The sequence below is a fragment of the Campylobacter helveticus genome (genome assembly GCF_002080395.1).
GTDB classification, from domain to species: domain Bacteria; phylum Campylobacterota; class Campylobacteria; order Campylobacterales; family Campylobacteraceae; genus Campylobacter_D; species Campylobacter_D helveticus.
Genome location: NZ_CP020478.1, coordinates 359,408 through 372,821, shown reverse-complemented (window position 1 = coordinate 372,821; position 13,414 = coordinate 359,408). Strand labels below are relative to the sequence as shown.

At 36.1% G+C, this 13,414-nt stretch carries 10 protein-coding genes; 4 read left to right on the top strand and 6 right to left on the bottom strand.

Annotated elements, in window-relative coordinates:
• Window positions 1-103: 103 nt before the first annotated feature.
• Window positions 104-1,222 (top strand): molecular chaperone DnaJ, encoded by a 1,119-nt coding sequence (gene dnaJ / locus CHELV3228_RS02000; RefSeq protein WP_082199300.1) that lies wholly within the window; start codon window positions 104-106, stop codon window positions 1,220-1,222.
• On the opposite strand, the gene motB is transcribed toward dnaJ, so the two are convergent.
• The 6 genes from motB to guaA are packed head-to-tail and all read right to left on the bottom strand — an operon-like array spanning window position 1,219 to window position 9,877.
• Window positions 1,219-1,953 carry a flagellar motor protein MotB gene (gene motB, locus CHELV3228_RS01995; protein ID WP_082199299.1) on the bottom strand — a complete coding sequence of 245 codons (735 nt, stop codon included), beginning with the start codon at window positions 1,951-1,953 and terminating at the stop codon, window positions 1,219-1,221. The two genes, dnaJ and motB, sit on opposite strands and share 4 nt — an antisense overlap.
• Window positions 1,954-1,955: 2 nt before the next feature.
• Entirely contained in the window at window positions 1,956-2,732 is a 777-nt protein-coding gene (motA, locus tag CHELV3228_RS01990; protein ID WP_082199298.1) for a flagellar motor stator protein MotA, read from the bottom strand.
• Window positions 2,733-2,743: 11 nt separating this feature from the next.
• Entirely contained in the window at window positions 2,744-5,386 is a 2,643-nt protein-coding gene (polA, locus tag CHELV3228_RS01985; RefSeq protein WP_082199297.1) for a DNA polymerase I, read from the bottom strand.
• A gap of 47 nt (window positions 5,387-5,433) precedes the next feature.
• Window positions 5,434-6,465 (bottom strand): DNA adenine methylase, encoded by a 1,032-nt coding sequence (locus tag CHELV3228_RS01980; protein ID WP_082199296.1) that lies wholly within the window; start codon window positions 6,463-6,465, stop codon window positions 5,434-5,436.
• A complete protein-coding gene (locus CHELV3228_RS01975) occupies window positions 6,462-7,142 on the bottom strand; it encodes a restriction endonuclease (RefSeq protein WP_082200727.1) in 681 nt (226 codons plus the stop codon). The genes CHELV3228_RS01980 and CHELV3228_RS01975 overlap by 4 nt, the downstream gene beginning before the upstream one ends.
• A 23-nt stretch (window positions 7,143-7,165) precedes the next feature.
• Entirely contained in the window at window positions 7,166-9,877 is a 2,712-nt protein-coding gene (gene guaA, locus CHELV3228_RS10445; protein WP_082199295.1) for a glutamine-hydrolyzing GMP synthase, read from the bottom strand.
• Between the two features lie 137 nt (window positions 9,878-10,014).
• Between guaA and CHELV3228_RS01965 the strand changes: the two genes are divergently transcribed.
• From CHELV3228_RS01965 to CHELV3228_RS01955, 3 genes are read left to right on the top strand one after another with little or no spacing between them, the layout of a single operon-like run.
• Complete coding sequence (locus CHELV3228_RS01965) at window positions 10,015-10,476, top strand: hypothetical protein (RefSeq protein ID WP_082199294.1); 462 nt, start codon at window positions 10,015-10,017, stop codon at window positions 10,474-10,476.
• Window positions 10,469-12,256 carry an excinuclease ABC subunit UvrC gene (gene uvrC / locus CHELV3228_RS01960; protein WP_082199293.1) on the top strand — a complete coding sequence of 596 codons (1,788 nt, stop codon included), beginning with the start codon at window positions 10,469-10,471 and terminating at the stop codon, window positions 12,254-12,256. The genes CHELV3228_RS01965 and uvrC overlap by 8 nt, the downstream gene beginning before the upstream one ends.
• Window positions 12,253-13,413: a hypothetical protein gene (locus CHELV3228_RS01955; RefSeq protein WP_082199292.1), complete on the top strand. Its 1,161-nt coding sequence runs from the start codon at window positions 12,253-12,255 to the stop codon at window positions 13,411-13,413. The genes uvrC and CHELV3228_RS01955 overlap by 4 nt, the downstream gene beginning before the upstream one ends.
• Window position 13,414: the final 1 nt, after the last annotated feature.

Genomic DNA, 13,414 nt, shown 5'->3' with positions numbered 1-13,414 from the left:
CAATTTTCTTAAGGGACCAAATGGAGTTTTTATAATGTAGATTTATAACTTTTTAATTTAAATTTGATAAAATCACAATTTTTAACTGATTTAAGGAAAATGCGTGGAAATAAGCTACTATGAAATTTTGGAAATTACACAAAATGCCGATAAGGAAAGTATTAAAAAGGCTTATAGAAAACTTGCTTTAAAATACCACCCAGACAGAAATCAAGGCGACAAGGAAGCTGAGGATAAATTTAAACTCATCAACGAAGCCTATGAAGTTTTAAGTGATGATGAAAAAAGAGCCATTTATGATAGATATGGCAAAGAAGCCTTGAAAGGTAGAGCTGGTGGTGGGGCTGGTTTTGGCGATTTTGAAGATATTAGAGATATTTTTACAAGTTTTTTTGGGGAAGGTTTTGGTGGTGGAAAATCACGCCGCAGAAACCAAAATGAAAATAAATTTAGCGCTGAACTTGTTATAGGGCTAAATCTTAGTTTTAAAGAGGCTATTTTCGGTTGCTCAAAAGAGTTAAATTTCACTTACAAAAGTTCTTGTAAAACTTGTAGTGGAAGTGGAGCAAAAGATGGAAAAATGCAAACTTGTCCTAAGTGCCACGGCAGGGGGCAAATCGTTATGAAGCAAAGCTTTTTATCTTTTGCACAAACTTGTCCTGATTGTAATGGAAGTGGAAGCTATGCAAGTGATAAATGTCCGCAATGTAAAGGGCTTGGCTTTGAAGAGCTTAAGGATAAAGTCGAGCTTAAGGTGCCTGAGGGTGTTGATAGCGGAATGAATTTAAGGGTAAGCGAAAAAGGAAATGTTACAAAAAGCGGCACTAGGGGGGATTTATTTGTTAAAATTCACGCAGAAGAAGATGAGACTTTTATCCGTGATGATGAAGATATTTATATCGAATTTCCTATTTTCTTCACTCAAGCCATTTTGGGACAGAGTGTAAAAGTGCCAACTATACGCGGTGAGGCAACTTTAAATTTGCCAAAAGGTGCTAAAGATGGACAAAGATTTGTGCTAGAAAATGAGGGCGTTAAAAATGTGCGTAGCTCACGCATCGGTAAGCAAATTGTGCAAATTGCCATTAAATTTCCAAGCACACTCAATGATGAGCAAACAAAACTTTTAGAACAACTAAGCGAAAGTTTTGGTATAAAAGATGGAATGCACCACGAACAAAAAGGTTTGTTTGACAAAATCGCTACTTGGTTTAAGGGCTAATTAGCCCTTTGAATGAGTTCTAGCACAGATTTTTGCGCGTTATTATCGTCTATATCGACTTTAAAATAAATTTCAACCCTATTATTTGCAAGGTCGCTTGGAGAATGATTTAGTAAAGGCTCGTTGAATCCATAGCTTTTGATGCTTAGTTTTTCTACACTAACTCCACCCTCGATAAAAAAATTCATTACCGCCTTAGCTCTTTCATAACCTAGCTCAAAACTTCTCAAAGCAGTGTCGCTATTGTCTGTAAAACCACGAATTTCAATTTTTGCTTGTGGTGGCAAACTTAAAGAAAGTTGTGCCATACGCTTAAGATAATCTTGCACATCCGCAGAGACAATTTGAGCACTATTTTTAGCAAATTCTACGCGTGAGGGAAGATTTAAAGCGATTTGATTTTCTGACTGGTCAAGTGCCGCTTTAAGCTTTCTAATTGTTTCTTGTTGGCTTAAAGTTAGTCTTTTAAGTGCTTCAACTTCATCACTTGGTGTTCTTGACGCACCTGCGTGTTTTTCGGTATTTTCACTTTCCGTTTTGACTGCTTGAGTTGTCGTGTAGTCAAAAATTTTAACAAATTCCGTTTTAAGAGCTTCTACCTTAGCTGGGTTGGTTTCAGAAATAGCCCAAAGTGCGATAAAAAGTGCCAAGAGCAGACTTAAAAAGTCCGCGTAAGGCACAGCCCACTTTTCACCCGCTGGACATTCAGGACACTTATGTTTTTTAGCCATTCTTAACCTTTGTCAAATTGAGAAATACGCACATCGTCGTGTCCCAAAAAGTTAAAAAGCTTCGCCTCCAAGTCTCTAGGATTAGCCCCTTCAGCTATACCCTTAATCGCTTCAGTAATCACAACTTGCTCTTTAACAAAATCCATTCCATTTGCTTTCATCTTTCTTCCCCAAGGGGCAAAAAGCGCATAAGCCCCAAAAATCCCCGTAACCGTTGCTGTAAAAGCACCAGAAATTCCCGCAGCCATTGCTTGAGGATTATCTAAAAGTTTCAAAGCAAGGATGAGTCCAAACACCGCTCCAACAAGTCCCATCGTAGGGCAGGTTTCCCCAAAAACTATCCAATACTCCGCACATTCTTTATAATGTTCTTCAAGCTGCTCGGTTTGTATTTCCATACTTTCGTGGATTTCTTCAAAGCTTTTACCATCCACTAGCATCATCATTGCGTTTTTTAAAAATTCGTTTTCTATCTCATTTGTTCTTGATTCCAGTGCCAAAAGCCCATCTCTACGAGCAATAATGGCATACTCTATGAGTTGAGCGATGCGTTCTGGCAAATTTACGCCAGAGCCTTTAAAAACAACTTTTAGCTCTTTATAAGCAGCTTTAACAATTTTTTTGTGTGTTCCCGTCATCGAACAAAATGCTGCTGTTGGCATCACGATAAGAAAAGAAGAAAAGTGTAAAACATGCAAAGGGTTTCCACCCTCTAAAATATCCCCAACAGAGATACTAGTAACCGCAAATACCATTCCAAGTATGGTTGTTAAATCCATTCAAATTCTCCTTATGACTTCAAAGCTCCCCAATTTTTAGCGATACTTGAACTTGTTTTTAAATTAACTTTTAATTCTACTATATTTTCCATAATATCCCTAGCTCTTTTTTCAAAATTTTCACACAATTCATCTTTCACTTCGAAAATCAACTCATCGTGAATTTGTAAAATAAGCCTTTTATCCTCGTTCAAATCTTTGCAAAGTTTTAACATAGCAAGTTTGATAATGTCAGCCGCAGAGCCTTGCAGTATGGAGTTAATGCTCTCTCTTTCATACATTGCTATTTGCATAGGTTTAGCATTTTCAAAATCAAAATACCGCTTTCTTCCACTTAGCGTTTTGATAAAATGATTTTGTCTTGCCTCATTTTTCACTTTTTCAAAAAAGCTTTTTATACTTGTGAAATTATTAAAATACTTTTCAATGTAAGTTTTAGCCAAACTCGCCTCAATCTTTAAATTTTGGCTTAAAGTCTTATAGCCCATACCATAAATGAGTCCAAAATTAATGCTTTTAGCTATGCTTCTTGTTTCATAATTGTTTTCACCAAAAATCATTATCGCCGTTCTTGCGTGTATATCCTCGTCATTTTTAAAAGCCTCTAAAAGCTTTGCATCTTCGCTAAAATGTGCCAACATTCTAAGTTCGATTTGAGAATAATCAAGACTAATAAAACTAAAACCCTCCTCCGCCACAAAACAAGATTTATATTTTTTAGCGTATTGTCCGTGAGCTGGGATATTTTGCAAATTTGGCTCTTTTGATGAAAGGCGTCCAGTGGCAGTGCCTGTTTGTAAAAAACTAGAATGAATGCGTGAATTTGAATCTTTTAACGCAAGTTTTAGCAAAGGCTCACAATAAGTTGAGTAAAGTTTAGCTAATTCCCTATAAGATAAAATTTTACTCACCGCAGGGTGTTTATCTATAAGGCTTTCAAGAACTTTTTCATCGGTAGAAAAACCTGTTTTGCCCTTTTTGCTACTTGGTAAGCCAAGTTTAATAAAAAGAATATCTCCAACTTGTTTGGGAGAGTTAAGATTAAATTTATCATCGCAAAGAGTGTAAATTTCTTCACTCAAAAGCTTGATTTCATTTTCGAAATTTTGCATTAGTTCGCGAAGTTTTTGCGTATCAAGCTTAATGCCATTTTGCTCCATTTTTCTCAAAACTTCGATGAAGTCAAATTCGCTTTTAAAAGCAAGTTTTAATAAATCTGGCTCTAAATTTTTTAAGAAATATAAATAAAATCTTAAAGTAATATAAGCATCTTCAGCAGCATATTTACAAGCTTTTTCAAGCTCAACACCAGCAAAATTTTCTCCCTTTTTTACTACGCTTTCAAAATGCAAGGTCTCATAAGAAAAAAGCCTTAGGGCTAAATCGTCCATATTGACACGCAAAGAAGGATTATAAAGCCACGCAAGTATCATTGTGTCAGCGTATTTTTTAGGGGGAGGAAGTGAAAAATTATTTTCCACTATGGCAAAATCATATTTTAAATTATGTCCAACGATAAAATGAGAATAAATTTTTTCCAAAGCCTTTTTAGCAGCTTGCATTGAAATTTGAACCCCCACTCCCAAATAATTATGCGTTAGCGGCACATAAAAAGCTTCGTTTTCATTTAAACAAAAACTAAAACCCACTATCTTAGCTTCTTTAACATCAAGTCCCGTCGTCTCCGTATCAAAGGCTATGATGCTTTCACTTTCAAGGTTTTCAAGCTTCTCAAAAAGTATATTTTCATCGACAATTAAAGTGGCTTTAAAGCCTAGATTTTTATTTTGATTTTGAGGATTTAATTTAAGCTTTTTAAGTAAAGAATTTAACTCAAAACGCTCCAAATACTCGATAACTTTTAAAAGTGGCTCTTCTTGCGTATAAACACTTTTTTCTATCAAGTCTTTAAGCTCTAAATCCTCATACAAAGAGGCAAGTTTTTTACTCAAAAATGCATTTTCTTTGCCCTCCAAAAGCAATTTTTTACTTCTTTCGTTACGCACAAGACTTAAATTTTCATAAATCGCCTCAATGCTACCAAATTCATCTAGCAGGGTTTTCGCTCCCTTAGCACCTATGCCTTTAACGCCCGGTATATTATCCGCACTATCTCCGCAAAGTGCTAGAAAATCTTTAATTTGCGAGGGCTTTACCCCATATTTTTCCAAACAAGCCGCCTCATCATAGTCATTTTTGGAAATAGGACTATAAATACTCACTTTTTCATCTTTGATAAGTTGATATAAATCTTTATCTTGCGTAATAATACGCACAAAAATATCTTTATCTTTACAGCTTTTTACCACAGAAGCGATGATGTCATCGGCTTCATAATTTTCCCTAGAAATGCTTACAAAGCCCATTTTTTCTATCATTTCGATACAAATGGGAATTTGAGCTAAAAGTTCAGGTGGGGGTGGAGTGCGATTTGTTTTATAATTTGGGTCAATTTCACTACGGAAAGTTTTGCCCTTAGAATCCAAAGCAAAAATAATGTAATCGCTTTTATATTCATTTTTAAGAGAATAAATAAAATTCGCAAATCCACTCACCATACCACTTGGTTCACCTTTTGAGCTTGTAAAATTTTTCAAAGCATAATAAAGTCGAAAGAAAAATCCAAATGTATCTATGATTGTCAAGGTTTTCATTATGTGCCTTTTTGTTTTATTATAACGAAAATTTATTTATCTTTATATCATTTTGCATTTTCTAACTTTTTATGCAAAATATGCAAATACTCTATCGTTTGATTTTGTTTTTGAATTCTTGCAGAATCTGCCTTAAAGCGTTGATAATTTTGCTCCACGCAAGAATATGTGCCGTATTTACGCATAAGCTTTTCTATTTGCTCTAGGCTTAAAAGTCCCTCATCGTTATAGCTTAGAAATATCCACTCAAATTTTGCATTTTCAAGCAAAAATGTAAGCGCGGATTCTACTTCGCGCTTTTTACAATACGCACTTTTATCATACGCCCTAAGCCCACTTTTACCACGCGGGATAAAATCATCATAGAGCGCAATGGAATTAAGCAAATGATAATTTGCCCCATACTCTCTAGCGTTATAAGGTGGGTCAAGATAGAGTATGTCTCCTTGTATTTGTGTGATGAGTTTTTGAGAATCTTCATTAAAAACCTTATGATGATTTTCATTGCATTCAAATGTCGCAGGAGTTAGAATAAGTGGCTTTTGCGCGCTTTTTTTCAGATTCTTTAAAAACGCCCCATACACACAAGCCGTATTTGCCACGCTATCGGCAGATTCTAAAAGTGAAGCTAAAAGAAAATAGTATTCATTTTGGTTAATATAGTCTTGTTTGTGCCATTGTAGAATCTTAGAGCAAATCCCATCAATTCTCATCGCATTCTCATCGCTAAAATACTGCCTCCCACTCCCAGAGCCAAGCGCATAGTGAGTAAAAATCTTGCCTTTTTTTGAGGGGGTAAGGCGTGTATCGTTAAGAATCTCTAGCAGATTCTGCGCGCGCGGCAATGGCAGATGATTGCCGATGTAGTTTTGATTAAGCACGAAGCTATAATATTCTTTATCATTGCTGATTACTTGCTTGACTTTGGATTTAAAGATTCTGCCTACTGCACCCGTGCCTGCAAACATATCACAAAAGATAGAATCTTTAAGTGGTTTAGCATTGTGATTTTTGAGTGTAGATTCTATGCTTTGTTGCAAAAATGAGCGTAGCTTAAATTTTGATCCGATGTAGTTCATCGCATCTCATCTTTATAAAGTTTTTGAGCGATAAAATCTGCTGCTTCTTTAGCGATTCTTTTTGCGCTCTCTTTGCGATATGCCACAGGGTCGTATTGATAGCAGCCCACACAGCCTAGCTCTTTTGTATAATGCTCATCGCCTGCATAAAAATCATAAGGATTACCCTTAATATTTTTTGCACTCCAGCGGATATTAGTTTGTTTGCAGGTTTTACAAATTTGACGCTTAATATCATTTGCCACCTTACACAAAGGCTGAAAATCTTGCAAGCTTTGATTTTGCAAATCACTCACACATGCAGAATTTTTTCGCCCATCTTTATGGTCTATTTCAATGTGTGTATTTTCACTCTTGCCACACACGCCTAACATTACGCATTTTTGGGACTTATAAAAATCTTTAATATCTTTTCGTATGTTTTGATTGAAAGATTTATGTGGATTAAAGCCTTGCAACTTTATCGCATCAATAGCATTGCCACTTGTACGGGATTTATCAAATTCTAAAATATATTTTTTCGCCAAGCTGCTACTTGCTCTGCACCAGCTTCCGCCATTGCCAAGCTGCAAGGTTTTATATTCCCCTACAAATTCGCTTACACTTACCCACCTTGAAAATCCTTTTTTATCAGGCTTAGCAAGCTCTAAAAATAAATCCGTTTTACTTTTTTGCATATTCAAAATTTTACAGTTTATGCTCATTCCCACTCAATGGTCCCCGGGGGTTTGCTTGTGATGTCATACACCACGCGGTTAATGCCCTCCACTTCGTTGATGATTCTATTGCTCACAGATTCTAAAAACTCGTGCGGCAGGTGCGAGAAGCTCGCCGTCATTCCATCCATCGCCTCCACCGCGCGCACGCATATCGTATTATCATAGGTGCGGTTATCACCCATTACCCCCACGCTCCGCACATTTAGCAGCACGCAAAATGCCTGCCACACGCTATCATAGAGCCCCCACTTATGCAGCTCCTCTATGAAGATAGAATCCGCCTCTTGCAAAAGCCCCAAATCCGCGCTATTGACCTCTCCCATAATGCGTATGGCAAGCCCGGGTCCGGGGAAAGGATGGCGCATTAGCATAGATTGCGGCATTCCTAGCTCTCGCCCAAGCGCGCGCACCTCGTCCTTAAATAGCTCACGCAAAGGCTCTATGAGTTCAAATTTCATCCACTCAGGCAGTCCGCCCACATTATGATGGCTTTTTATCGTTTTGCTTGGTCCTTTCACGCTTACAGATTCTATGACATCAGGGTAGAGTGTGCCTTGGGCTAAGAACTTAATCTCGCCTTTTGTATTGTGCTTTTTGGCTTCACGCTCAAAAACCTCTATAAAAGTTTCACCAATGATTTTGCGCTTTCTTTCTGGGTCAGTTACGCCCTTTAATCGCCCTAGAAACAGCTCCCTAGCATCTGCGACAATCAAAGGCACTTTTAGATTTTCCCTAAACATCTGCTCCACCGCTTCTCTCTCACCCTTACGCAAAAGCCCAGTATCCACAAACACAGGGATTAGATTCTCCCCTATGGCGCGGTAAAGTAGAGTGGCTACGACACTAGAATCCACCCCGCCACTCACCGCACACAAAACCTTAGAATCTTTTGCGAATAGTGGCAACTCACTCATCTTTAACACGAAATGTGCTAATTCTTGTCCTTTGTAATGCTTTATAATTTTCCCGACGATACACATTCCAAGCTTTTTAGTAAGTTCGAGTGAGGGTATATTGTCTTCTTTAATCAAGCAATAAAGCTCCTTTGCGCCAAGTTTGCTAAACGCATATTCCGCACACGCACTCGCCACTTCAAACCCTAAGCCTTGTTTCCAAAAACGATGATTGATGATATAGCCAAGTTCCAAAATTTCACGCTCTGCATTTTGAGAATCCGCGACATTTGTCCCAGCGAGTTTTACACGCTCATAGTTTAGCCCTGCATTGCCGATAATCTCACCACTTGCCTTATCTACCACAGCCCAAAATCCAAAGCCATATTTTTCATAAGCTTCAAGTTGCTTCTCTATCCAATCTCTGCATTCTTGCTTACTAAAAGCGTGTCCCCACGCATACATTGTTTTCTCATCTAAAATCTTTTGCAAAGTCTCTAAATCATCAAGGCAATATTTACGCAAATAAGTGCGTGGCGTTTCTAAGACAGATATAAAATCCATCCCATTCTCACAAGCTTTCCCCAGCACCTTTTCGCGCAGTTTGGCTATCTCAAATTCTGCGAAATTTTTCATATTCCAGCTATTATCCGCCCCGCAAATATGCAGCGCGAAATTTTTTAGAATCTCCCCGCCACACTCGCTATGCACGACTTCAGGGTGAAATTGCAACGCATAAATTTGGCGCGTGAAATCCGCTATCGCACAGTAATGCGTATTCCCACTTTTAGCTAGCTCCACAAAGCCCTGCGGAATCTGCTCTACTTTATCAGCGTGGCTCATCCAGACGATAGAATCTTGCTTCACTCCCGCAAAAAGCTTGTTAGAAGCTTGAAATTTCACGCTTTTTTGACTAGGATTTTTAAGTGTTTGCAAAAGAATTTCACGCCTTACGCTCAAATGCAAAATAGGAAAATCGCGCCCAGCACTATCTTTCTCACTGCGTGCTACTTGAGAAAAACCTAGCTTTTGATAAAATATTAGCGCATTAGGATTTTGCTCATTACAATCTAGCCTAATAGCGTCAAAACCCTTTAAATAACGCTCTAAAGCTTCAAGCATTAACGCCTTTCCGATACCAAAATTAAAATATTTTGGACTCACAAAAAGCATAGGAATTTCATCATCTTGAACCCCGATAAAACCGACAAAATCATTTTCATAAGTTGCCACAAGCAAATTTGCCACTTGATAAAACGCACCCTCAACCTCAACGCGAATTTCAGAAATATCCTCTTCACTTAAAAAATGATGACTCGCCCTAACAGAATCTTCCCATAAATCCACCAACGCACCCTGCACATCTTCAAGTTCTTTTTCGCTAAAGCTTACAAATTTAAGTTCGCTTGTGTCAAAAGAAGGTTGGATTGTCGTGCTTGTTTCGTCTGCTCGCAATGACGATTCCACAAGCTCTAGCACCGCCTTGCCAAATTCCTGCGCCTGCGCCCTTACGACCTTGCCGCCAAAAAAATGCGCGATATACTGCATACCATAGCAGATTCCAAGCACAGGCACACCAAGCGAAAATACGCCATCATCAGGCTTATAAGCACCCTCTTCATATACACTTGCTGGTCCGCCACTTAGGATTATGCCTTTAGGATTTTTACTCTTGATAGAATCTAGACTTTCAAAATAAGGCACAATCTCTGCATATATCCCAAATTCTCGTAATCTTCTAGCAATTAATTGCGTATATTGCGACCCAAAATCTAACACTAAAATACAATCTTGTTTCATTTTTACCACCTATTTAAAGTTTCATATTTTTTAACACTTTTAACCGAACCATTTTGTTCATAAGTCGTATAAGTCGGCTCTCCCTTATATCCACAAGCACTTAAGCATATTAAACAAAAAAATGCTAAAATGCCCTTATGAAAAAAACGAAAACCACGACTAATATTATTATTGAAATGACAAATCAGCCTCATTATGCTCCCTTAAAACATCTTTTTTATTGTAAGGATTTCTTACTTTTAATGCCACCTAAACACAGGCGTCATATCGCCAAGCTCTTTATTAAAAATGACACTTTAAACATCATAACGCTCAATCATATAGGCTACCAAGAATTAAACCACGATGATAGCAAAAATTACATTAAAATTCTTATAAAGCTCTATGCGAAAGAAAATCCTTTGAGCAAATTTTCTAAGGTTAAAAATCTTAGAATTTTTTCCCAGCGTTATGAAAATTCTAAGCCAAAATTTAAAGAGGAAGTAAAAAACATTCGCCCTTATATCGAGCTTTCTTTGGGGGAATTTAAAAATTCTTTCGAAAATCAAGTCCTTTACGAAAAGTTTGAAGCCTTAAGAAAAGTGATTCAAAATGCTTGAAAAAGAGCTTATGAGCTTACCAGAAAGTGCTGGAGTTTATCAATATTTTAATCAAGAAGGAAAGCTTCTTTATGTCGGTAAGGCTAAAAATTTAAAAAAGCGTGTAAAGAGCTATTTTAGCTTTAATCCTTTAAGAGCTAATGTCAAAAATAGCCTAAGAATTCAAAAAATGATTAGCGAAGCGGTGCATTTGAAATTCATCACAACCAAAACAGAAGCCAACGCCCTCATTTTAGAAAATTCTCTCATCAAACAACTCCATCCTAAATATAACATTTTGCTAAGAGATGATAAAACTTATCCCTACATTTATGTGGATTTAAATGAAAAATTTCCACGCTTTGAAATCACGCGTAAAATTATTAAAAAGCCTAAAATTAAATACTATGGTCCTTTTTTTAGGGGGGCTAAGGAACTTTTAAACGCCCTTTATCTTTACTATCCTTTAAAGCAAAAGAAAAATTGTAAAAAACTTTGCATTTTTCATCAAATTTCAAGGTGTAGTGGAGTGTGCGAGGGCTTAATCGATGAAGAAAAATATAAAGAAATTCTAAGCAACGCCACAAAAGCCCTTTTAAACCCTAGCATTTTAATTAAGAATTTAGAAAAAACAATGCTTAAATACGCCCAAAATGAAAATTACGAAGAAGCCGCCAAAATACGCGATGGGGTTAATGCCATAAAAGCCTTAGAAAGTAAAGTGCAAATCGATTTAGCAAGACTTGAGGACTTTGAAATTTTTGCCCTTGCTAATGAAAATGGGATTTTCTCCACCCTGCGTTTTGTCATACAAGAGGGCAAAATCATCAGCACACATTCTAAAATTCACACCCTAAAAGAAAGTGAAATTAGTGTCAATGAAATTTATAAACAAATGCTTTTAGAAAGTTTTAATCAAGACACCCCGCTCGTCTCAAATCAAATTTATGTTTATGAAGATTTTGAAGATAGAAAGCTTTTAGAACAATTGCTTAGTCGAAGATTTTTTAAAAAAATTCACATTCAAGTCCCACAAAAGGGAGAAAAAAGAAAAATTTGTGATTTAGCCTTTGAAAATGCTCTGCTTAACATCTCCATCCACCGCAAAAATAATGATTTAAACATTTTAGAAGAATTAAAAAATTATTTTGAGCTTGAAAATCTGCCAAATTGCATAGAAATTTATGACAATTCTCACTTGCAAGGCGTGGCAAAAGTTGGGGCTATGGTGTGCTTTAAAAATGGCAAATGGGAGAAGCAAAATTACCGCAAATTTCATCTACAAGGGAAAAGTGATTATGAACAGATGAAGGAAGTTTTAATGCGTAGAAGTAAAGAATTTGAAAGCTTTTCTCCGCCTGATTTATGGCTCATTGATGGGGGTAAAGCTTTGCTTGATTTAGCTCACACTATCATCGTAAGTTCGGGGGCAAATGTCGATGTTTTAGCCATAGCTAAGGAAAAAGTTGATTTTAAGGCTTATCGCTCAAAGGGAAGTGCTAGAGATAAAATTCATTCTTTAAAAGGCGAATTTCATCTTAACACCGATGATAAAAAATTGCAATTTTTGCAAAAATTACGCGATGAAGCACACCGCTTTGCCCTTTCTTTTCATCAAAACATCAAGAAAAAACAAGATTTAAAAAGCTCTAAACTTCTAAATTTAGGCATTAGTGAGGGGTATTTACAAAAACTTTTATCCTTTTATGGAGATTTTGAAAAAATTTATCAAGCAAATTTTGAGGAACTAAAAATGCTTACAAATGTAAAAACAGCTCAAAAAATTAAGGAAATACAATGATGCTAAGCTTTTTTATCTTTATCTTAAATGCCTTTTTACTCTTTTTCAGCGTGGATTTTGACGCACTTGATACGGTAAAAGAGCAAATTAAATTAAGCCTTTTTCTTAGCATTTTGCTTTTAAGCTTGGTTTTATTTATCACAATTTTTAAAAAAAAGCGTTTTTTACAAAAAATATTTTATAAAATTTCTTTACTTGAAAAAAATGAAGATGTCGAAAAGGCACTTGATTCACTAAAAGAGCATTTAGAAACGCAAAATTACCGCATTAAAAAGGCAAATTTGGAAAAAGGTGAAACTCTTTTTTTATTAGAAGAGCTTTACTATCATCTAGGAAATATCCAAAATGCACTTTATTACATTGAAGCCGATGAAAAAACGCTCTCCCTTTTGCTTAATGCCCTTCATAAGCAAAAAGAAACTCTCCGCCTTGCCATCAACCACCCCATAAGCTATAACAAAAGTTTAGGGGGACGCAAGGATAAATTTTTGCGTTATGAGGCTAAGGTTGCTTTGATAAATAATGATGATTTGGAGAATTTTCTTATTCAAAATATCCTAGCATATTTTGGAATTCAAAGTATATTTTTTAAAGAACTTAGCTTTGATAGAAACGATTATCACCTCATTTTTGTAAAAGATGAAATTTATCAAAAATTAGACAAAAAAGATGAAGATTTTATTGTTTTTGGTCGGGATAAAAACTTAAACTACCCTTGCTTTTTAACAATGCCGCTTGATAAAAAAATGCTCGAACTTATCCTTAAAAAAAGATTAGAAAAATTAACCCCAAAGAAATTTGAAAAAGGCGTTTTAAACAATGTGCTTTTGTTTAAGCAAAATGAATTTGACGCAAATTTATTTTTTAGCATTATAGAAAAACAATGCTCGCAAAATACTTTAGTGCATTCTTTATCAAAGCTTAAAGAATGCTTGAGTAAGGAAAGCTACCGCCTCGTTTTGCTAGATTATGAAGTGATAAAATTTGACTTAGAGCAGATTAAAATTCTTCTTCATATCTATAAAAATCACAATCCACAAAGCCACATTATACTTTTCACAAAAGAAAAAATTACAGAATTTGAGTGCATTAGTGAGGTTTTAAGCTCCATTAGTAAAAATGAGCTTATCGCACTTTTACGCAAATATTTAAGCTAAG

Excerpts from the sequence above, each read along its gene's own strand:
- motB (WP_082199299.1), bottom strand. The coding sequence starts at position 1,953 with ATGGCTAAAAAACATAAGTGTCCTGAATGTCCAGCGGGTGAAAAGTGG.
- motA (WP_082199298.1), bottom strand. The coding sequence starts at position 2,732 with ATGGATTTAACAACCATACTTGGAATGGTATTTGCGGTTACTAGTATC.
- polA (WP_082199297.1), bottom strand. The coding sequence starts at position 5,386 with ATGAAAACCTTGACAATCATAGATACATTTGGATTTTTCTTTCGACTT.
- CHELV3228_RS01980 (WP_082199296.1), bottom strand. The coding sequence starts at position 6,465 with ATGAACTACATCGGATCAAAATTTAAGCTACGCTCATTTTTGCAACAA.
- CHELV3228_RS01975 (WP_082200727.1), bottom strand. The coding sequence starts at position 7,142 with ATGCAAAAAAGTAAAACGGATTTATTTTTAGAGCTTGCTAAGCCTGAT.
- guaA (WP_082199295.1), bottom strand. The coding sequence starts at position 9,877 with ATGAAACAAGATTGTATTTTAGTGTTAGATTTTGGGTCGCAATATACG.
- CHELV3228_RS01965 (WP_082199294.1), top strand. The coding sequence starts at position 10,015 with ATGAAAAAAACGAAAACCACGACTAATATTATTATTGAAATGACAAAT.
- uvrC (WP_082199293.1), top strand. The coding sequence starts at position 10,469 with ATGCTTGAAAAAGAGCTTATGAGCTTACCAGAAAGTGCTGGAGTTTAT.
- CHELV3228_RS01955 (WP_082199292.1), top strand. The coding sequence starts at position 12,253 with ATGATGCTAAGCTTTTTTATCTTTATCTTAAATGCCTTTTTACTCTTT.